General features: G+C 32.7%; 19 protein-coding genes. 16 read left to right on the top strand and 3 right to left on the bottom strand.

Going from position 1 to position 20,508, the window contains the following annotated elements; all coding sequences use genetic code 11:
* The 14 genes from bamA to EW093_RS00550 all read left to right on the top strand — a co-directional run bounded on the left by bamA (position 1) and on the right by EW093_RS00550 (position 13,065).
* The gene (gene bamA / locus EW093_RS00615; protein ID WP_149566527.1) at positions 1–2,508 is read left to right on the top strand and encodes an outer membrane protein assembly factor BamA; all 2,508 of its coding nucleotides are present in this window, start codon (positions 1–3) and stop codon (positions 2,506–2,508) included.
* An 8-nt stretch (positions 2,509–2,516) separates the two neighbouring features.
* A complete protein-coding gene (locus EW093_RS00610; RefSeq protein ID WP_149566526.1) occupies positions 2,517–3,026 on the top strand; it encodes an OmpH/Skp family outer membrane protein in 510 nt (169 codons plus the stop codon).
* Positions 3,027–3,036: 10 nt separating this feature from the next.
* Entirely contained in the window at positions 3,037–3,408 is a 372-nt protein-coding gene (locus EW093_RS00605) for a BTB/POZ domain-containing protein (protein ID WP_149566525.1), read from the top strand.
* A 73-nt stretch (positions 3,409–3,481) separates the two neighbouring features.
* Positions 3,482–3,799 carry a rod-binding protein gene (locus EW093_RS00600; protein WP_223111626.1) on the top strand — a complete coding sequence of 106 codons (318 nt, stop codon included), beginning with the start codon at positions 3,482–3,484 and terminating at the stop codon, positions 3,797–3,799.
* 62 nt (positions 3,800–3,861) lie between these two features.
* A complete protein-coding gene (locus EW093_RS00595) occupies positions 3,862–4,041 on the top strand; it encodes a hypothetical protein (RefSeq protein WP_149566523.1) in 180 nt (59 codons plus the stop codon).
* Positions 4,035–5,048 carry a tRNA (adenosine(37)-N6)-threonylcarbamoyltransferase complex transferase subunit TsaD gene (tsaD, locus tag EW093_RS00590; protein WP_149566522.1) on the top strand — a complete coding sequence of 338 codons (1,014 nt, stop codon included), beginning with the start codon at positions 4,035–4,037 and terminating at the stop codon, positions 5,046–5,048. The genes EW093_RS00595 and tsaD overlap by 7 nt, the downstream gene beginning before the upstream one ends.
* A gap of 61 nt (positions 5,049–5,109) precedes the next feature.
* Positions 5,110–5,646, top strand: coding sequence for an adenine phosphoribosyltransferase (locus tag EW093_RS00585; RefSeq protein WP_149566521.1), 537 nt, complete (start codon positions 5,110–5,112; stop codon positions 5,644–5,646).
* A gap of 87 nt (positions 5,647–5,733) precedes the next feature.
* Positions 5,734–6,885 (top strand): glutamine-hydrolyzing carbamoyl-phosphate synthase small subunit, encoded by a 1,152-nt coding sequence (gene carA, locus EW093_RS00580; RefSeq protein ID WP_149566520.1) that lies wholly within the window; start codon positions 5,734–5,736, stop codon positions 6,883–6,885.
* Positions 6,885–10,112, top strand: a complete 3,228-nt coding sequence (carB, locus tag EW093_RS00575) for a carbamoyl-phosphate synthase large subunit (protein ID WP_149566519.1) — start codon at positions 6,885–6,887, stop codon at positions 10,110–10,112. Before carA ends, carB begins: the two co-directional genes overlap by 1 nt.
* 44 nt (positions 10,113–10,156) lie before the next feature.
* Positions 10,157–10,597 (top strand): hypothetical protein, encoded by a 441-nt coding sequence (locus tag EW093_RS00570; RefSeq protein ID WP_149566518.1) that lies wholly within the window; start codon positions 10,157–10,159, stop codon positions 10,595–10,597.
* Positions 10,598–10,599: 2 nt separating this feature from the next.
* Entirely contained in the window at positions 10,600–11,154 is a 555-nt protein-coding gene (locus EW093_RS00565) for a hypothetical protein (protein WP_149566517.1), read from the top strand.
* On the top strand, positions 11,151–11,450 hold the full coding sequence (locus EW093_RS00560) for a hypothetical protein (RefSeq protein WP_149566516.1): 300 nt from the start codon (positions 11,151–11,153) through the stop codon (positions 11,448–11,450). Before EW093_RS00565 ends, EW093_RS00560 begins: the two co-directional genes overlap by 4 nt.
* Before the next feature lie 42 nt (positions 11,451–11,492).
* Positions 11,493–12,491: a hypothetical protein gene (locus EW093_RS00555; RefSeq protein ID WP_149566515.1), complete on the top strand. Its 999-nt coding sequence runs from the start codon at positions 11,493–11,495 to the stop codon at positions 12,489–12,491.
* Positions 12,492–12,519: 28 nt separating this feature from the next.
* Positions 12,520–13,065 (top strand): hypothetical protein, encoded by a 546-nt coding sequence (locus tag EW093_RS00550; RefSeq protein ID WP_149566514.1) that lies wholly within the window; start codon positions 12,520–12,522, stop codon positions 13,063–13,065.
* Here EW093_RS00550 and EW093_RS00545 read toward each other — a convergent pair.
* Both EW093_RS00545 and EW093_RS00540 read right to left on the bottom strand, forming a co-directional pair.
* Positions 13,055–13,552, bottom strand: coding sequence for an 8-oxo-dGTP diphosphatase (locus EW093_RS00545; protein ID WP_149566513.1), 498 nt, complete (start codon positions 13,550–13,552; stop codon positions 13,055–13,057). The genes EW093_RS00550 and EW093_RS00545 overlap by 11 nt on opposite strands.
* On the bottom strand, positions 13,549–14,793 hold the full coding sequence (locus EW093_RS00540) for a hypothetical protein (protein WP_149566512.1): 1,245 nt from the start codon (positions 14,791–14,793) through the stop codon (positions 13,549–13,551). Before EW093_RS00540 ends, EW093_RS00545 begins: the two co-directional genes overlap by 4 nt.
* Before the next feature lie 57 nt (positions 14,794–14,850).
* On the opposite strand from EW093_RS00540, the gene EW093_RS00535 reads away from it, so the two are divergent.
* Positions 14,851–15,741, top strand: coding sequence for an ankyrin repeat domain-containing protein (locus EW093_RS00535; RefSeq protein WP_149566511.1), 891 nt, complete (start codon positions 14,851–14,853; stop codon positions 15,739–15,741).
* A gap of 1 nt (position 15,742) precedes the next feature.
* On the opposite strand, the gene EW093_RS00530 is transcribed toward EW093_RS00535, so the two are convergent.
* Positions 15,743–17,092: a UPF0164 family protein gene (locus tag EW093_RS00530; protein ID WP_187759765.1), complete on the bottom strand. Its 1,350-nt coding sequence runs from the start codon at positions 17,090–17,092 to the stop codon at positions 15,743–15,745.
* Between the two features lie 112 nt (positions 17,093–17,204).
* On the opposite strand from EW093_RS00530, the gene EW093_RS00525 reads away from it, so the two are divergent.
* A complete protein-coding gene (locus EW093_RS00525) occupies positions 17,205–20,507 on the top strand; it encodes a hypothetical protein (RefSeq protein WP_149566509.1) in 3,303 nt (1,100 codons plus the stop codon).
* Position 20,508 lies beyond the last annotated feature (1 nt).

The raw sequence follows: 20,508 nt of genomic DNA, 5'->3' as shown, positions 1-20,508 counted from the left end.
ATGAGTAAAATAGGTTTAATAGTATCTCTGTTTTTTATTTCAACAGGAATGTTTTTATTTTCACAGGAAGATAACAATTGGGTCCAGGGCAAAACTATAGTAGATGTTGAGTTCGAGGGCTTAAACAATATTGATAAAAATGAACTAAACGGTGTGGTTAGTAAATATATAGGACAAGAGTTTTCAGATGAACTCTTTTTAGAACTACAAACTCTAATGTATGAGTTAGACTATTTTGAAATTATTGTTCCTAGTGCAAAACCAGGGGATGAAAATAATAATAGTGTGGTTATCGTGTTTCAAGTTCAAGAGTCCCCATCTATCTCAAAAATTACTTTTACAGGAAACTCCCTTGGGAAAACAGAGCTGTTTGGTTCTATAATGATAAAAGCCAAGGATATATACTCAGATTTTAAAGTTAAAAGAGCCCAAGACTCTATTATAAAACTCTATAATGGAAAGGGTTATCCTAATGTAAGTGTTGAGGTAGAAAAGGAGAGTATCCCTGAAGATAACTCATTATTAATAACCTTTAATATAAATGAAGGTGATCAAACTCTTATTAAAGAGATAAACTTTCATGGTAATAATATTTTTACAACGGATAGTAAACTTAGATCTTTAATAGATACAAAGAAAAAGTCTCTGTTTAAAGATGGTGTATATAAAGAGGATGTTATTCAAAGTGATATTCTTAAAATTGAAGGGCTTTATCATAATAACGGTTATATAAAGGCAAGGGTTGTAGATGTAAAAACAACTCTAAAGGATGATGAGAGCAAAGAAAATGTAAAAAATATGACCATTGATTTTTTTATTGAAGAGGGTGATGTCTATACATATGGTGGTATAACGTATAAGGGTAATGAGATATACACAGATGCACAGTTTGATAAGTTTGAATTTTTAAAGTATGGAGAAGTTTATAATAAGAGTCTTCATGAGAGAAGGTTTGTTAATATACAGAGTCTCTATTATGACAACGGTTATATTGAGAATAGTTTTCATGATGAAGTAGAGATAGATGAAGAGAATAAAATAATCTCCCATGTTATTACTATTGTAGAAAGGGGTGTTGCACACATTGGTACCATCTCTGTTACAGGTAATACAAAAACAAAGGATATTGTTATTCTAAGAGAGATTCAAATTGAGTCTGGAGATGTTTTTAGTAGGCAAAAAGTTTGGGAAGCCATGAGTAATATTATGAGTACAGCAATTTTTACAAATACTATTCCCCAGCTTAATAAAAATGAGAGTGGAAATATGGATCTGGTTTTTGAAGTTGAAGAAGCTAGAACCTTAAACCTTATGGGTGGGATTACTGTCTCTGGAGCCGACTTTGAACCAGCACTATCCTTTAGTTTAAAAGATACTAATTTTATGGGTATGGGAAGAACATTTGGTGGATCTTTAAATCTAGGTGTTGATACTCAATCCTTCTCCCTAGAGTATAGTGAACCAAGAATTCTAAACTCAGAGTTCTTTGGGGGTGGTTCTCTATCATTCTCCCACTCAAAAAGTGATATTCTACAACTAGGTGGAACTGATGATGGGTTAGACGGTGAAGGTAATGATGGTAAAGAGTATCCACTTCTAAGTGGAGTTGACTCCTATGCTGATTATGATAAATGGATTTCAGATGGTTCTTCTATTAGTTCTAGTGAACCTGACTTAACAACTTATGATATCTCCCTTGCCCTCTCAGGTGGACATCTTTGGTACACAGATCTAGGTCGTTTAAGAGCTTCTGCAGGTTTTACATCTTCCATGGATACTCTATTTTATGATGAGAATATAACCCCTTTTAATTCTATTTATAGGGATAGGACAGTAGGAGAGTGGGTATTCTCAGATAGAGTATGGACAAGGTTTATTTTAGATGCAAGGGATACACCTATTGGTACTACAACAGGTTACGGGTTCTCTCAAAATATATCAATTGGTGGTATTCTTCCTTTTAAGCGGGAATCAGACTATATTAAAAGTATATCAAACGTTGACTTCTATTTTAAACTATTAGATACACCAGTAAATGAAGCGTGGAACTTAGTTCTATCTTTAAACCTCCATGCAGCTTATACAAGAATTTTTAATAAACCTGGAATGGCCCTACCAGAAGGAGACAAAACTGCGATGATAGATGGAATGTTTGTTGGTCGTGGTTGGCAGCAAGAGCGAGATGGTACTGCACTATTGGATTTAAAAATGGAGCTTAATGTTCCTATTGTTCCTGGGATGTTTGGTGCATCACTTTTTGTTGAAGGTGCGAACCTATGGAATGGAGATGAAAATGAGTCAGATTTTAATATTGATGATTTTAAATTTTCCATTGGTGGTAGTTTAGGTATAACAAACCAGATAATGCCAATTTCATTCTACATGGCAAAGACTTTCTATACAGATAGTGGTAGTATTGTTTGGAGTCCTGAGAGTGATTATAATAAAGTATTTGGTGGGTTTGCAACCTGGGGTATTTCGTTTAATATGAACTACTTATTACAATAGGGGGAGTTATGAAAAATAGAGTTTTTATTACAATTTTAATTTTAATCTCTTTTAATATTAGTGCAAATGACATTACAAAGGTAGGTATTGTTAATGTTAATGAGGTTTATACAAGATTTATAAAAGAGTCCGCTGATGTTAGAAAATTCGATGAGCTTAAAAGATCTATTCAAGAAGAGATATCAAAAAGAAAAATTGAGATCGATCAAATAGATAAAGAGTTAATTGAAGCAAGGGATGATGATAATCAAGAGTTAGTAGTAGAACTTGAGAGTGAGCTACAGATAAAAAAGATAAACTTACAAGAGTACACTAAGTATAAAAATCGGGATTTAAATGCTAGGATATCTTCTGATGCTACTAAGTCAGATTTTGCAGATAAGTTACAAGAGGCGATACAATCAGTAGGCCTTAAAAATGGTTACTCAGTTATTTTTCAGAAGACTGATCCAAATCTATTATGGTTCCAACCAGATGTAGAAATTACTGAGCTTGTTATTCAGGAACTGATGAACTAGGAGAGTTATAATGGAGACATCTAGAGTTTACACTAAAAATATTGGTAAAGTGTATAAAAAAAATTATGATAAGGACTTATCCTCATTTAAAAATGAGTTTGAACCTATTTTCATAGAGTGTTGTAAGGTTCTTCCTGCGGATATTTCCAGTGAGATATTTGCTAGATTTGTTACATATTCAGATAGAGAGTTTAAAGATGCTCTATATAATCTAACTAATCTGCTTGAGTTATTTGAAGAGAATTATGATGTAGAAAATGATCCATTTACTAAAGAAGAGTGGGAATATATTAAATTAGTAATAAATGATAGTACCGATGAATTTGGGCTTGATCTAGTTAAATATATGATGCAGGTTATGCTAGATTTAGGTCTAATCTAGGTATAAAACCGAAATATTATAAATATTTCGGTTTTTTTTTAATCAATTTTAAATTTATACCGAGGTATTATATATGAATAATTTAAATTTAGATCCAAACCAAATAGTGGGAAACAGTAAGGCTGTTAACTTACAAAAGTCTATTACTAACTCTAAGGATGACCAAAAGTTAAAAGAGAGTTGTAAAGAGTTTGAAGCTATGTTTATTAAGCAGATGTTAAGCTCTATGAAAAAAACAGTTAACAAATCAGGGCTAATTAAAGAGAATATGGGTGAAAAAATATTTGATGACATGCTAAGTGATGAGTATTCAAAAAGCATGGCTCAAACATCAAGTTTTGGAATAGCTGATATGATGTATAAACAATTAGCTGTTCAGAAATATCAATAATCATTTCAAATCCTTGTCATTAATAAATTACCTTTGTATTATATATACCTAGGAGTTTATAAGTGGCAATTCGTGTAGAATTAATAAATATAAAAAAACAGAAAAGGGTCCCAGCTACAAGAGTTGATGGTATTCTTAGTAGAGAACTCGGTGAAGCTATTGCAGAGATGTTACCATCTCTATTGGAACACGGAACTTCTCTAAATCAAATATCAACAATGTTATGGGGTAAACAGTGCTAGTTTTAGGAATAGAGAGCTCCTGTGATGAGTGTGCTGCATCTGTAATTAAAGATGGAAAAATAATATTAAGCAACGTTATTGCAACACAAATCGAAGATCATAAAATATATATGGGAGTTGTTCCTGAAATAGCTTCAAGAATCCACACACAGTGGATATCTGGAGTAGTTAAAGAGTCTTTAGAAATTGCAGGAATAGAAGCTACAGAGTTAGATGGAATTGCTGTTGCAAATAGACCAGGATTATCAGGCTCTCTTTTAGTTGGTGTTTCCTTTGCAAAGGGGTTAGCTTACTCCCTTGGTATTCCAATTATTGGGGTTGATCATGTAAAAGCCCACCTCTATGCCCCCCATTTAGAGTATGATATTGAGTATCCATATATAGGTCTATTAGTTTCAGGTGGACATACAGTTATTGCGAAAGTTACAGGTTTTGATCAGATGGAGATAATGGGATCTACTATCGATGATGCCTGTGGGGAAGCCTTTGATAAAGTCGCTAAATTTTACAATTTTGGATATCCAGGTGGAAAAATAATTGATGACTTGGCAAAAAAAGGAGATCCAAAGGCTTTTAATTTCCCAAGATCAAGTCTACACAAGGGTGATCATAAATATGATGTATCCTATTCAGGTTTAAAAACTGCTGTTATTAATCAAATAGATCAGTTTTGGGATGGAGTAAGCGAAAAGTCACCAGAGAATATTGCGGCTAGTTTTCAGCATATAGCTATAGATGTCTTAATTAAACGTGTACAAAAGGCGATTAAAGATACAGGTATTAAACGTGTTGTAGCTGGAGGTGGAGTTACTGCAAATAGCTACTTAAGGGAGAGGCTTTTAGAATTAAGAGGTGTGAACTCATATTTTCCATCCCTATCCCTCTGTACAGACAACGGTGCTATGATAGCTTCTTATGGAAGTGAATTTTTAAAAAGAGGTATTAGTGATGACCTCTCTTTAACAGCAATTTCAAGAGTTATGGCTTTTCGACGGGGTTACCCTTGATTTTAAAGAGAATAATCTATATTATCTTTAAGGATTTAAGCAAATCACAAAGGATGATATAATGAGTTACGATTTAGATTCTGCAGTCAAGAAAGTTCCGAACTTTCCTAAAGAAGGTATACTGTTTTACGATATAACAGGGATTCTTATGAACCCTGAAGCATTTAGTTATGTAATTGAAAAAATGGTAGAGCTTTATAAGGATAAGAACTTCTCTTCAGTTGCCTGTGTAGAGTCCAGAGGTTTTATTTTTGGAGCTCCTCTAGCTAAGGAGTTAGGTTTACCTATAGTTTTAGTAAGAAAAGCCGGGAAGCTTCCTGGAGATCTATATAATAGATCTTATAAGCTTGAGTATGGGGAAGCTGTTATAGAAGTACAGAAGTCTGATATTAATAAGGGTGATAAGGTTTTATTAGTAGATGATTTGTTAGCTACGGGGGGAACCCTGCAAGCCGCAGCCCATATGTTCCATGAGGCCGGTGCTGATGTTACGGATATTTTTTCTGTAATAGGTTTACCGTTTCTAAATTTTAAAGAAAAATTTAAGGGGATTGAAGTTACCACTTTGATCGATTATCATAACGAAAAAATTAATTAAACCACCTTTAGGTGGTTTTTTTTTAAATAAAAATAGGTTATGATGCATATATATGCAAAATAACTGTATAAATATTAAGGAGACTAAATGTTAAGTATATGCTTTCTCGTTCTAAAAGACGGTACAGTGTTAAAAGGAAAGAGTTTTGGTGCCAAAACACCACTTTCTACAGAATTAATCCCAGGTGAGATATCTTCAGCAGCTGGTGAAGTAGTATTTAATACAGGGATGACAGGGTATCATGAAATATTAACTGACCCTTCATATACTGGACAGTTAGTTTTAATGACCTACCCACACCTAGGTAATTATGGGTGTTTAGACGAGTGGTCAGAAATAGGTCCAGAGGATAGCAGCTGTAGACCTGGGGTTAAGCCTAGTGGATTTATAGCAAGAAGCTATTATGAGGGCCCAATAGGTCCAGGAAGAGAGTCTCTCTCTGACTTTCTAAAGGTCAACAATAGGTTTGGTATCACAGATTTAGATACTAGGGCATTAACACTTAAACTAAGGGATGAAGGTAGTTTAAATGGTGTAATAGTTACACCTGAAAATGGGTCTAAACTTAGTGATAATGAGATTAAAAATATTTTAGCCTACTTAGATCAGTTTCCAGATATGGCTGGTCGGAATTTAGTTGAAGAGGTAGGAACAGATAAAGTTGTTATAGAGAATCCAAAGGGTAAAAAACATGTAGTCTTATATGACTGTGGTGTAAAAGCTAATATAGTTAGAGAGTTTGTAAAACGAGACTGTAAGGTTACAATTGTACCATCCTCTACAACTTCTAAAGAGATTTTATCATTTAATCCAGACTTAGTAATGTTATCAAACGGTCCTGGAGACCCGGCAATGTTAACTAACCAGATAGAAACTGTTAAGGATTTAATTGGTAAAGTGCAGTTAACAGGAATCTGTTTAGGTCATCAAATTGTATCTTTAGCACTAGGTGCTAAAACATTTAAAATGAAGTTTGGACACCATGGATGTAACCATCCTGTAAGGGATGAGTTTACAAAAAAAGTTTTTGTAACATCACAAAATCACGGTTTTGCAGTGGATGGTGATACTCTACCAAGTGGTGTAGATGTATGGCTAGTTAATGCAAATGATAATTCAATAGAAGGAATTGTAAATAGAGAGTTAAATATTCAGTCTTGTCAATTCCACCCAGAAGCAGCACCTGGTCCAGAGGACTCAGCGTGGATTTTTGATGCGTTTATTAAGGGGTTAAAATAATGCCAGCACGAACAGAAATAAAGAAAATATTAGTTATAGGATCAGGACCAATTGTTATAGGTCAAGCTTGTGAGTTTGACTACTCAGGAACTCAAGCTGTTACAGCTTTAAAGGAGGAGGGGTATAATGTAATTTTAGTTAACCCTAATCCTGCAACAGTTATGACATCCCCAGGAATTGCAGACGCAATATACGTAGAGCCACTAAGAGCAGAGTATGTAGAAGCAATTATTAAAAAAGAGAGGCCAGATGCAATTTTATCAACTATGGGTGGACAGACTGCTTTAAACCTAACTTTAGACTTAAATGATAAGGGAATCCTTAAAAAGTATGGTGTAGAGATTATTGGAGCAGGAATAGAATCAATTCAAAAGGCTGAAGATCGTGGTGAGTTTAAAAAAGTTGTAGAGAAGGTTGGTTTAGACTCCCCATACTCTATAGTTGCTACATCAGTTAAAGAGGCTGTAGAGTTTCAAAAAGAGATCGGTTTTCCTTTAGTTATTAGACCATCATATACCCTAGGTGGTATGGGTGGAAATATCGCTTTTTCCATAGAAGAGTTAGAAAGAATTATGACTAGGGCAATAGCAGAATCCCCTGTTGGGTCAGCTTTAGTAGAGGAGTCTCTAATAGGGTGGAAAGAGTATGAGATGGAAGTTATGCGGGATAAAAATGATAACGCTATAATTGTCTGCTCCATTGAAAATATAGATCCTATGGGAGTTCACACAGGGGATAGTATAACTATAGCTCCAGCTCAAACCCTATCCGATAAAGAGTACCAGAGAATGAGAACTGGTTCCATCGATATATTACGGGAAGTTGGTGTTGACTGTGGTGGTTCAAATGTACAATTTGCAACTAAACCAGACTCAGATAGAATGATTGTAATAGAGATGAATCCAAGGGTTTCAAGATCCTCAGCCCTAGCTTCTAAGGCTACAGGGTTCCCTATAGCTAAATGTTCAGCAAAACTTGCTGTAGGTTACACATTAGATGAAGTATTAAATGAGATTACCGGTGTTACAGCATCCTGTTTTGAACCTGCATTAGACTACTGTGCTGTAAAAGTACCAAGGTTTGAAATGGAGAAATTCCCAACAGCATACTCGGCACTTGGAACTCAAATGAAGAGTGTTGGAGAGTCTCTAGCCCTGGGTAGAACAGCATTAGAGGCTGTTAATAAGGCTATACGAGCAGCAGAGTTTGGTTTTGATGGTCTAGTAGAGATGGAGGGGTTAACTGATCCTGAAATACAGACAATCCTAAGATCTGCCCATCCAAGAAGAATCTTTGCAATATACACCGTATTAAAACAAAAGGGCCCTGACGCTGTAACAGAATTAAATAAAATTACAGGTTATGATAGATGGTTCCTATTTATGATGTGCCAACTATTAGATCTTGAGAATAGAATTGAAGCTGAAGAGTTAACCTTTGATCTTTTAGAGGAGGCTAAGAAAGCTGGTTTGTCCGATGAGAGAATTGCATTCTTATCTAAAAAAACAAAGATAGAGGTTGAAAAATCAAGAATAGAGAGTGGAATTGTTCCTAGTTACCACTTTGTAGATACCTGTGCTGGAGAGTTCACAGCTAAAACACCATTTTTCTACTCAACCTATGGAGAGATCAATGAGGGGGGGCAACTATCTGATAACTCAGTTATGATTTTAGCCTCTGGACCAAATAGGATTGGTCAAGGTTTAGAGTTTGATACTTGTTGTACAATGAGTACTCTCTCTTATAAAGAGAAGGGTAGAAAAACAATTATTGTAAACTCTAACCCAGAGACTGTTTCTACAGATTTTAAAATATCAGATAGACTATATATGGAACCACTAACACCAGAGTATGTTAAATCTATAATGGATAAAGAGGGAGTTAAGGATATAGTTGTACAACTAGGGGGGCAAACTCCTCTAAATATGGCTAAGGAGTTAGAGGCCCACGGTGCCAATATACTAGGAACTAACGTTAAGGGTATATTTGATACAGAGGATAGAGGGTTATTTGCAGCTTTAGTTAGAAAATTAGGATTAAGACAACCAGAGAATAGAATGGCTGGAAACTTCGATCTTGTTAAGAAGTACGCTAAAGAGATCGGATATCCTGTACTTTTAAGACCATCATTTGTTATTGGTGGAAGAAGTATGTTTATAGCCTACTCAGATGAGCAATTAGAAGAGTTTATCAATAAGGGTATTGAAATATCAGAAGAGAAACCTGTTTTAGTTGACCAGTTCCTAGAAGATGCCTTTGAGTACGATCTAGATGCTGTATCCGACGGAGAGAGTGTATATGTTGGTGGAATTATGCAGCATATTGAAGCAGCAGGTATTCACTCTGGAGACTCAGCTTGTGTATTCCCTCCATATAAGGCTAATCCAAAAATAGAACAGGAGATGGTTGATGCAGCTGTAAAAATAGCCCAAGAGATTGGTGTTAAAGGATTCTTAAACATTCAATTTGCTGCTAAAAATGATGTTTTATACCTCATAGAGGTTAACCCTAGGGCGAGTAGAACAGTTCCGTTCCTATCTAAGGCTTCTAGTATTAACTTAGTTGATGCTGCTGTAAGTGTTTGGCAGGGTATTAGCTTAAAAGAGCAGGGGTTAGTAGGTGACTCTGGTGTAGCTATTGGTAAGTGTACTTGTGGTTGGGCTGTAAAAGAGGCTGTATTCTCTTTTGACCGATTCGATATGATAGACCCTGTATTAGGCCCAGAGATGAAATCAACAGGGGAAGCTATTGGAACAGGTGATAGTTTTGGGGAAGCATTTAGTAAAGCCCAAGCATCTGTTGGTGCTACACTGCCAACATCAGGTACAGTTTTTATCTCTGTAAACGATAAGGATAAAGAGTCAATTCTTCCAGTTGCTAAAAAACTTGATGATTTAGGTTTTAACATAGCTGCAACTAAGGGTACAGCTAACTTTTTATATCAAAATGGTATTTTAGCTGAGGTAATTCAGAAATTAAGACAGGGACATCCCCACGCTGTTGATTATTTAGCGAGTGGAAAGATCTCCCTTCTAATAAATACTCCTATGGGTAGTGAGTCTGAAATTGATGATGCATACATTAGAACAGAGGCTGTTAAATTAAAAGTACCATATACAACTACAATTAGTGCTGCTGAAGCTGCTGTAGCCGGGATTGAACACCTTATTAACAATGAAATTGTTGTAAGGCCACTCCCTTCTATGAATGTGGAAATTAAACTATAATAAAAATAGGCTTATTTAATAAGCCTATTTCTTTTGGAGGTTTTATGAAAAAAATAATAACAATAATATTAATGGTATCACTGTTTTCATGTACTACAAATATAGAAAGTCTAAAGAGTAATCCAAGTAAGTATGTGGGAGAAGTGGTAACAGTAAGAGGTGAAGTCTCTAAATTAGTAAAAATACCTTTTACAGATTATACCTTTTTTGAAATAGTAGATAAGAGCGATAATATTTTAGTTTTTACTTTAAAACCCCATACTAAGGGTGATCTAGTTACTATAAAAACTAAGGTTATTGGATTTGATGCCCAAAATAGTCAAGAATCTACCCAAGTTTTAATTACAAATATTGAGAATTTTTTACTAAACAACATTAAATTAGATGAAGAGAAATTAAAGAAAAATGCTAAATCTATTGGAGAGACACTATCTAAGGCTTTAAGTGCAATTGATGCTACATACTTTTTATTGGAGCAAGAGTAACAGTGGATAAATGGTCATACAAATACTCCTTTACATCTGGAATCCTTTTTATATTATCCTTTTTCTTAAAAGAGATTGTACTATATAGTCCTAAATCATCAATAATAATAATATTTGTACTTCCCTATATCTTTATGGTTTTGTATTTTATTGGTTTAGTAATCGGTTTTTTAAAATACTCCCTATTAAATGAGAGAATCTTTTTGAAAATATCTACAATCTTTTTTTTAGTTACCTATCCTATACTAGTTATAGTTGAGCTATTAGATCGTTCTATATCAATTAGTAGTATCTCTTTCCTCTTTATTTTAATACCTAACATACTTTTAACTTTAAGCTTAATTCTATTTTCAATATCACTTTTTATTCAAAAAAAGATCTATGGAAAAACTACAATTTTTCAGGGTATAATGGCTCTTATTCTTGCTTTAAGCTTTTTTATTCCCCCATTACTTATGTTTCAACTACCATTCTTTATACTGTTTTTTGTTTCATTAACTTATTTAGTAAATAAAAAATTAAAAGATAAAAATGAGTTTAAAGGAGTTCTTATATGAAAAGAGATTATGATCCAAAGGGTATGCTTAAATCCAAGGGTATTGTCTATTTCCCCCCTGTAGAGAGCTTCGAAGAAGCCCTTAAAATCCAAAAGGAGTGTGGAGGGGTTATTATCAGTTTAGAAGAGAGTGGTTTTTTAGTTGATGAAACAAGTAAGATTTCAAAACTATATGACATATCCTTAAAGGAGTTAGAGATCTACTTTACTTCATTATTAAAAGAACAAAACCTACTAGAGGATGAGATTGTATCTATTATTAACACCTGGAAAGAGGAAGAAGATATAGCTAACTAAAAGTTTATATTCAATACCATATCTATATGATATCATAAAAATGTGAAGTTCAAACTGGTAATACTCTTTATGATAACTATTTTATTCTCTTGTAAAAAGCAAGTTGAACTAATTGATGGTTTAAACTTTTTTAACGGTGTTTCTGACTTGCTGGAGGATAATAATCACAATATCCTATTTCTAAGTAATTTAAAGGACTTTAACAATATAATAACACTATGTTTTATAAAAAGCAGTGGTGATATCCTAAGAATATACCCTGTGGAAAAGTATCTGAACGTCGATGTAAATAGTGATTATATTAGATTGTTTGAGTCAAAACCCAATACATATCTTCTGTATGAGAGTAGGGGAACTACTATTACAATTGAGACCTTTAATGATATAAACTTAGTTACTAAAAATGAGTTTAGTAGGGACAAAAATAGTATTGGTTCCCTTTTTAATATAGGGGATAATAGTAGATCTATCTACCTAAGAGGTCACAAGTTAAATCCTAGTAACTATATCAAAAACTATAAGTGTAACTACTATATCTTAGACAGTGACTTAATAATAAAGAGTCAGGGGCTTATAGATCTAGGGGACCTATATCCAGAGCATCTAACCCTATATAATAGGAGTATTTTTTATACAGTAGATAATCAGCTTTTAAAAACAAGTATAGATAGTTTAGAGACAGAGAGTATATATAACTTTGAAAATGATGTTATCCAACTTTATACAACCTCTAATTACCTCTATGTCCTACTTAAAAACTCAATCCATATATTTGATAAAAGTGGTATTATTATAAAGAGTTTTAATCTATTAGGGGATCTAGAAGGTTATTATGCAACTGACATAGTTACTCATACAGAATCTACTATTACTGTTCACTTAAAAAATAGTGGTAAAAATATATTTAAGGTTTTTTCCATACATGGAAATCCTATAAGTGAAAATATAGTTGATGATATTGACATTTTAAACTCATATATATATCAAAATAGGTTACTTATCTACTCAACTAAATCCTCCATTTATTTAAAAGATTTGTAATATATGGCTTTGCTAGGTATAATAAGTTATGAAGAAGTTAGTCTCTATATTTTTATTTATTTTATTATTCAGTTGTAAATCTGTAGATAATTGGGAGGAAGAGCCTGTTTTAGATCAGCAGACTGTATTAAGTGCTAGAACCTATTTAGATAAGGAGAGTAGTTTTTTATTATTAAAAGAGAGTCGTAATAGGTATAATTTAAGTGATGATTCTACTATAGAAGAGATAAATAAGAGGTTAAAAATAGAAAAAGAGATTGCAATTATGTCCCAGTCTATTTTAAACTCCTGGTTTGATTTTTATCTAGTACTTAGGCAAGACAGTGGTTATTATGATGCTTATAAGGGACACTACTATTTTAGACACGCTATAGATTCCCTTGCATTTGTTAATAGACTTAAAAATAAGATAGTTATAGAGACACTTCGGGATAATCAGTTTTATGATCGCCTAATAGAGTTAGAAGGAGTGTTTATGTTAGCTATTGGAGAAATTGTTGCTTACAACAGTAGTGATATTGATATTGATGCTCTCTATAGAGAGTTAAAAAAAATATCTAAAACTATGGATTAAACTCACTTAGACTGTCGTAAAACTCAACCTCTCTTTTTATCATTATATCCCCATCAAATTCAAAATAACCTCGAAAATATCTACCATTTATCATCTGTGGTAACCAAATAATATCATCAGCCCACATCCTGTCATAGGGGATTTGTTCTATATCCATCCAAAATGGTACCGCCTCATCACTCTCTTTAGGTTCACCTTGAAAATTATCTGTTCTGTAAACATACCCCTTCATAGTCAATCCATCTGTAAACTTGAAAAACAGGTAACCCATTAGTTTAAGCTCATCAGTTACTAAAGATACCTCTTCTATAGTCTCTCTAATAGCCGCACAATAGGCACTCTCTCCATCTTCTATATGCCCCCCAGGGACATTAATTTTTCCTGCGCCTAAACCTCGCTTTTTTTTAATTAATAAAACCTGATCCTTATTAAATATATACGATACTACAGCATGTTTCTCAAAAGTTCTTTTATCATATTTTTTCATTTTATATTTCCTATTTTAACCCTGTAAGTGGATGTTATATTTTTAATCTCAATTGTTTTTTTTATTAATCTCGAACTGTTTCTTTCAAGGGGAATATCTTGGTTGTCAATAAGTATTATATCTACCTCTTCTGTTACTAAGTTATACTCATCTAACCACTGTAAACTTCCATCTATATAGTTTATTTTACTACTATCACTGTTAGTTAATAGAAGTCCAATAGTAAGGTAGTTATTAACAACACCCTTAGTAATTTTATAATCTGTCTCATTTAGTGTTAACTTCCACAATCTATTATTAGGGAGAATTATATCTACAACCTCCCCAACCTCTCTCTCTACTCCCTTTGTACTAACAATTTTATCAACTTTAATTTTTACACTTTTAATATTAGGTATATTTCTATGGGAGTTAACATTTATGGAAAAAGGGATCTTCTCATTTAAGAAGTAGTTTGTATCCTTTGGAGAGTGAAAATCTTCAGTGTATAAAATCATACTGCTTCTGTCGTATATCTCTATTTGACCACTAACTTCTGTAATATTGTCCAATTCTGAAAAAACATAGAATTGCAGCTGATATAGGAAAGAGTTTATATCTCCACTTAGCTTTGATTTAATAACTTCTAACTGTAACTTTGATTTGTGATGAACTATATCTATTTCAGTAACTACTTCATCTGGATTTAATTCTGGGTAGTTATTATTAAAAACTGTTTTAATATCCTCTTTTTTTGTTGGTGAAAATAATATAAATAGTATAAATAGGACAATAACAACAGGGATAATAAGAAAAAGTAGAATTTTTTTATTAAATTTAACCTTCTCCTTTGTCTGCTTTTTTAATTTGTAATAGTGTAATTTACTTATATTAGCCACTCTTTTTAAAACTAAATCAATGTTTTGACTATCTGTTTTATCATCCCCAAGTAACTTATTTTTTTCAAGAAGTATGTTAAAGTAGAGTTCTAAATACTCAATCTCTAAAGGGCACTTATATATAGACTCCTCAATGTTACTAATTGAGTTATCCCAATCTCCTAACTCAAAATTTTCCTTTGCCTTAATATAGGAATCATCTGCTAACTTCTTAATTATAGAAAGATCCTCTAGTGATAAGTTGTATTTTTTTTGAAGATTCTCTATCTCCTTTGATGAAAGAATTTCTTCTGCTTCAAACTTATCTCTTAAATCCCTTGTATATTTTTTTATAGCATCAGGATTGTTTGATTTTTTACTCATACCATACTATAATCTTTTTTATAATGTTATTAAAGTAATTACTAAATAGGTGGAAGTTTGAATAGTATAATTTTGTATCCTGAGAATGATAGATATGTTCTTAAGAGAATATTTAAGATATTTAACTCTAGGGGGCTAAAGATTGATGCTACAAAGATAGATGTAGATTGGAGTATAAATCAATTAGCAGCACTATATAGTGTTTTAGACTCATATTCCCATATCTTTGTAATTCTCTCTAAAGAAAATTTTGATAATAGATGGTTAACTGGAATGTTAGGATACATATCAGGGTCAAATAAAGGACACTACTTCTACTTAACAGAGGGAATAGATTCTGCTGATACCCTATTAAAAATGTATAATTTTGGACATGGATATGAAAGTGTTGAAATTTATGCTGATTATGAATATAAGAGTTTTAGCTCTATTCAACGTAAAGAGAGTGCTAGAAAACACTTAATAGATACTGGTTTTGCCCTAAGTAATGACGCTATGGGGGAATCAATCTCTTCAGGTCAACTAGAGATAGTAAAAAAATATATTGATGCAGGCTTCTCTAGTTCATCACGGAACTCTAAAGGTGTTCCTATGCTCTGCTTAGCTGTTAGAACAAACCATTTAGATATTGTTCAATATCTAATAGAGATAGGTGCAGATATTAACGCTATAAGTGAAGATAGGCACAATACTCCAATAATGGATGCAGCATCTGTTGGTGACTTAGAATCGATAAAGATTTTAGTTGCCCAAGGGGCTGATCTAGAAACCCAGAGTAAAAATGGTCAGACTGCTTTAATTTTAGCTGTAGGACATGGTGATGTGGAAGTCTCTAACTACCTATTAAGTGCAGGGGCAAATTACGAAGTTAAGGATTTTCTTGGAATGTCTGGTAAATCCTACGCTACACTTTTTAATAAGAGTGAAATTTTAGTAAATATGCAGTAGTTTACTCTATTGAACTCTTCTCTTTTATTTTAACCTGTAATTCTATAGACTGTTCTGCTAAACTTTTCATTCTAATAGCAGGATCAAATTTACTATCTAATTCAATACACTTCTCCCAGATCTTTATAGCCTCTTCAATTTCACCATTAGAATAAATTTGAAGGCCCTTAACATATAACTCTTGGATTTTCTCCCTTGTTTCAAATCTTTGATAATCACCTAAATTAATTTTTAACTCAACACTTATTCTATTTAAAGGGGTCTCTGGCATAAGGTCTAGGGAGTAGTTAATTGCCAATATAAACTCATTTTTAGAGTCTAAATACTCCTTCTCTAAATTAACATCTTCCCCTGGAGATTTATTGTAATTTATCTCTGTACCAATTGTTAATCTTGGTGTATCTGGTTTATATAAAAAACCTCCATGTAGTGAGGCTATATCTAATATCCTAATATCAAAACCTATCCCATGGTAGAATCCCTCTCCTTCATTAAAACCGTAGACTACCGGGGAGAAGTCTCCATTCTCATCTTTTGATGGATAGTTATGTAAATTAAACTTATAAGAAAGATCATAGGATATTGTTAATGGTTCAATAAGGGAGTAGGCAAATCCAATATTTATAGATGATGGAAGTGGGTCTGGTCCATCTATAAACTCTCTTCCAATATTTAAAAATGATAGGCCTATTGAAAAATTCCTACTTCTTGAGGAGTAAAATTTAAATAAATTGAACTCTGTTAATAATCCTAAATCAAAAAATAGTGCAAAGGATGATTGATCCTGAACATTAAGATTGTTGTATACCATAGGCACACTTCTATAACCAATATTTGTATTTAATCCAATGGAAATACCTGAAAAATCAAAACCTCTAAGTAGATTCCAAGAGATATTATTTTTTAATATAAATTCAGAATATATACCCTTATTATCCCTCTCTGCCCACTCATTTACAGCTGTAAAACCTATATGTAACCACTTTCCTTGAAAGCCATAACCAAAATCTTTATATCTTCCTGTAAAGGCAATAGTCTCCATATCAACATCTTCTATAAACTCATTATGGAAAAATGATACTTCAGAGAGGTTTAATCTAGAACTAACAGAGGGATTTGCATTAAAAAAGCCTATATCGTCTGATACCCCAGTAAAAGCTGTACCCATGCCTTCATACTTGCCACCTGGAGGAATATATAGAGTAAGAAATGAGTTTAAACCACTATTGTCATTCTGCTCATTTGAGTCTACAAAAATATCGTAAATCTTAGAGTATAGCTCTAGGGCATCCTGGGAAAAAAGGGTGTTTGTTAAGAAAAATAGGGTTAATAATATAATATATCGCTTCAAACATCCTCCAAAATAAATTCTCTTCCACAATCTGCCGTTAATACATATAATGATTCTATCGTCACCTATAGTATATATTATAAAACAAATTTTGGCAGGAGTTCTAATATAGATGAAGCAAATAATAATAATGTTGTTTATTATATTATTCTCTACCACTCTTGTCTATTCCAAAGGTAGTAGTGAAATAAGCGATATTGATATTGCAAAACAGCTAATAGAAGAGAAAAAATATGATGAGGCTATTAAACTATTAACTACATACTCTATAGAGAATCCTAAATCTATTTATGAGGTTCAAGAATTATTAGATACAGTTAGAGTAGAACGGGAAAAAATCAATACTTTAATGGATGATCTTATAACAGCCATATATGATGAAGAGGATTTTGAAAAGGGTGACCTTATAATTAATAAGATTAAGGATTTAAACCCAAATCCTGATCAGTTATCAAAAGTCTTCCTGCGTAATGCTAGGGATGCAGCAACTTTTGTTGTTAATAGGAAGAAGTTTAAAACCCTAATGGATCAGGCTTTAGAGTTCCTTAAAGTAGAAGAGTATAATAATGCATTAGATATATATCTGTTATGTTTAGACTTTCATAGGGATGAGTTTGATCTTTTAATGGAGGATAATGAAACCACATCCCCAATTGAAAATGTTGATTTAAATGTAATAGATGAGGATGTTTCACTAAATAGTTATTATAACACCTTAAAAAATAGCTCCTATTTAGAAGTTAACCAAATTAAAAGTAGTGTAGAGTCTCTTAAAAATTATATTATCTTGTTACAGGATAATATGGCTATAGTTAATACTCTAATTGAAGAGGAGGAGATAAATAATGAAAGACTTGTTTCTACCCTTGAATCTATTAAGGAAATCCCAGATATTATAGACAATTTTACTAAGATAAATAGTAAGCTTTTTGATTACAATGAACTCTTTTCAAAAATAACAATAGAGGGTTCTAAAAGTAACTTTATAACATATGCCACATTAACCCTAGACGGTAGATCCCAGGAAGAAGAGGGAATATTGTATATTATTAATTCTCTATTCCCCCGTTATATAAATGATATTGTAAGCAAACTTGAGAATAGAATTAATTCAGACTATAAAATTGCTGTAGATAAATTTGATAGTGGTTTATATGATGAATCTACCCCTATTTTTAATAGTATTTCATCATCCCTTAAGGCTTTAAGGGATACAACTTCACTCTGGAAGATTTTTATAGATATTGACGATAATTTAAATATAACAGGTAGGGATATTCTTGTTGATAAGTATAGTTATTATGGAGACTCCCAGGTAGGATTACAGGTTATAGACTCTTTTAAAACTATTACCCAGCTGAAAATTGATTTAGAGAGTTTTGATAATGAGGATTATACAACTTATAGAAACTACATAAATGAAAATTTAATCCTTGCAAAAACAAGAATTAGTGAGTGGAATAAAATAGAAGATAATATAAATAAAAGAACAATATTAAAATATAAAAAAGCTCCTTTATGGATAGCAGATATTAAAAAAGAGATCGAAAAGTTAGAAAAGAGATATATAGACCAGGAGATAACACTTGTAAGTAACTTAAGTAGAGAGAATTTTATTGATATTTTTGAAGTTGATTCTGATGAAATAGTTGATGGAAGTGATGCTATGGGGGACGCAATACGAAAGGCTGCATTACCTACAGATAGTCCACAAAATATTAAAGTCTTTTTTGATATAAACAATACTGATGAGAGGGAGCTTTTAACATATAATCCTGAAACCGCCCTAGAGAATTTAGAAAATATTGAACTTGAATACTCCCAATATATTACAAAACTAGAGGGTTTTATAAGTAAGTTTGAGAATGAAAAGAGCTATATTTTTGAAAACAAAGGTTTTAGCTCCAGGTTTGATAGTGCTTTAAAATCCCTTGAGTTAGCAACAGTTAATCGGGACCTTCTAAATAGATATAAAAATGAAGCCATAAATAAAATTACACTTTCAAAGGAGTCTGAAAATAGAGGGGTAACAACCTACCAAAATGCCCTTAACGCCTTTGAAAGAGAAGACTTTAACGTTGCAAGGGAGTTAATTGAGACTGGTAAAACTATATCGGAAACTGCTATTAGCTATAGTAACAATAGTTATGTAATTAATGAATTAATTCCATCTTTATATAGACTAAATGATGAGATAAAACAAGAGGAAGCAAGGATTGTTATTAGGGATGTAAGGCAATTAATCACCCTTGGGAAAACCCAGTATTTAGAGGGTGCCTATATTCCTGCATCGGATCTATTTAAAGAGGCTGAGTTAAGGTGGGCTGAGATAAATACAGAACCCCATCCTGAGATCCCATACTGGTTAGCACTAACTAGGGATGCCTTAGCTATTGAATCTGGTCGTTATTTAAGTGTTACCGAGCCTCTATACAGCATTTTAGCAGGATATTTAAGTTTTGCAGAGAATGCATATAGGGAGGGTGTAAAGGAAGAAAATAAGGTGAATAAGCTAAAATCCTTTGCAGTTGCGGATAGTTATCTACTAAAAGTGTTAGAAGTAAGACCACTAAATGAGAGAGCCAGATTTTTACAGTTACAAGTCTTAAAATCTAAGGACCCAGAATCCTTTAAAGTAATATTTAGAAATGATTTTAATAGATATAGAAGTAATGTTTTAAAAGCTATTGAAAATGTAAACTTTATTGAACCGAATAATGAAGAGGCAATATTACTAGCCTATGAAGAGATAGTTAGAGATGCATATAGATTAAATCCAAGATATTCAGGTAGTAGACGTAGAGTCCTTCTAGAGAGATTTTATACTCCCACATCAACAGTTGGTAAGAGTAAAACTCAAATAGATCGGGAGAAGAGCGATATTGAGGATAAACGTAAAATTATTAATGAGTCCTATACAAGATTTAAGGATCTTCTTAAAATTGCTGAAGATGATCAAAAGAATCAGGTTCAACAGATTATTAATCTATCAGAAGTTGCTCTAGGATTTAAAAGACTCCCAGTGGATACATCTAATATTAGAGAGAGTGATGCTATTTTTGTAAATGCTCAGAATAAGTTAAGAAGTATTGATCAAACAGATATCGACTCATTAAGAGGAATATTAACTGATTTACAAAAAGCCCTAAGTTTAAACCCAAATAATCAGGAAATCCCAGTTGTAATTGATGATATCCTTGTTATGTTAGGTGAGGAGTCTAACTTCCAACTAGCTCCCAATGAGGATAGGCTCTTTAGAGAGGCACAAAAAGATTTTATTGAGGGGAACTACTTCGAGGCTAGGGACAAAATTTTAATTATATTAAGAGCTAATGATAAAAATAAAAATTATCCAAAGTTAAAGGAACTAATAAATAGAGTCGAAATTAAGATTAAGGTGGAAATTACAATATAAA

It is taken from the genome of Thiospirochaeta perfilievii, assembly GCF_008329945.1.
Taxonomy (GTDB): domain Bacteria; phylum Spirochaetota; class Spirochaetia; order DSM-2461; family DSM-2461; genus Thiospirochaeta; species Thiospirochaeta perfilievii.
Note: the sequence above shows the minus strand (reverse complement) of the source record. Positions and strands in the feature narration are given on the sequence as shown.

Coding starts and splice junctions, on each gene's coding strand:
- bamA (WP_149566527.1), top strand. CDS start 1: ATGAGTAAAATAGGTTTAATAGTATCTCTGTTTTTTATTTCAACAGGA.
- EW093_RS00610 (WP_149566526.1), top strand. CDS start 2,517: ATGAAAAATAGAGTTTTTATTACAATTTTAATTTTAATCTCTTTTAAT.
- EW093_RS00605 (WP_149566525.1), top strand. CDS start 3,037: ATGGAGACATCTAGAGTTTACACTAAAAATATTGGTAAAGTGTATAAA.
- EW093_RS00600 (WP_223111626.1), top strand. CDS start 3,482: ATGAATAATTTAAATTTAGATCCAAACCAAATAGTGGGAAACAGTAAG.
- EW093_RS00585 (WP_149566521.1), top strand. CDS start 5,110: ATGAGTTACGATTTAGATTCTGCAGTCAAGAAAGTTCCGAACTTTCCT.
- carA (WP_149566520.1), top strand. CDS start 5,734: ATGTTAAGTATATGCTTTCTCGTTCTAAAAGACGGTACAGTGTTAAAA.
- carB (WP_149566519.1), top strand. CDS start 6,885: ATGCCAGCACGAACAGAAATAAAGAAAATATTAGTTATAGGATCAGGA.
- EW093_RS00570 (WP_149566518.1), top strand. CDS start 10,157: ATGAAAAAAATAATAACAATAATATTAATGGTATCACTGTTTTCATGT.
- EW093_RS00560 (WP_149566516.1), top strand. CDS start 11,151: ATGAAAAGAGATTATGATCCAAAGGGTATGCTTAAATCCAAGGGTATT.
- EW093_RS00550 (WP_149566514.1), top strand. CDS start 12,520: ATGAAGAAGTTAGTCTCTATATTTTTATTTATTTTATTATTCAGTTGT.
- EW093_RS00545 (WP_149566513.1), bottom strand. CDS start 13,552: ATGAAAAAATATGATAAAAGAACTTTTGAGAAACATGCTGTAGTATCG.
- EW093_RS00540 (WP_149566512.1), bottom strand. CDS start 14,793: ATGAGTAAAAAATCAAACAATCCTGATGCTATAAAAAAATATACAAGG.
- EW093_RS00525 (WP_149566509.1), top strand. CDS start 17,205: ATGAAGCAAATAATAATAATGTTGTTTATTATATTATTCTCTACCACT.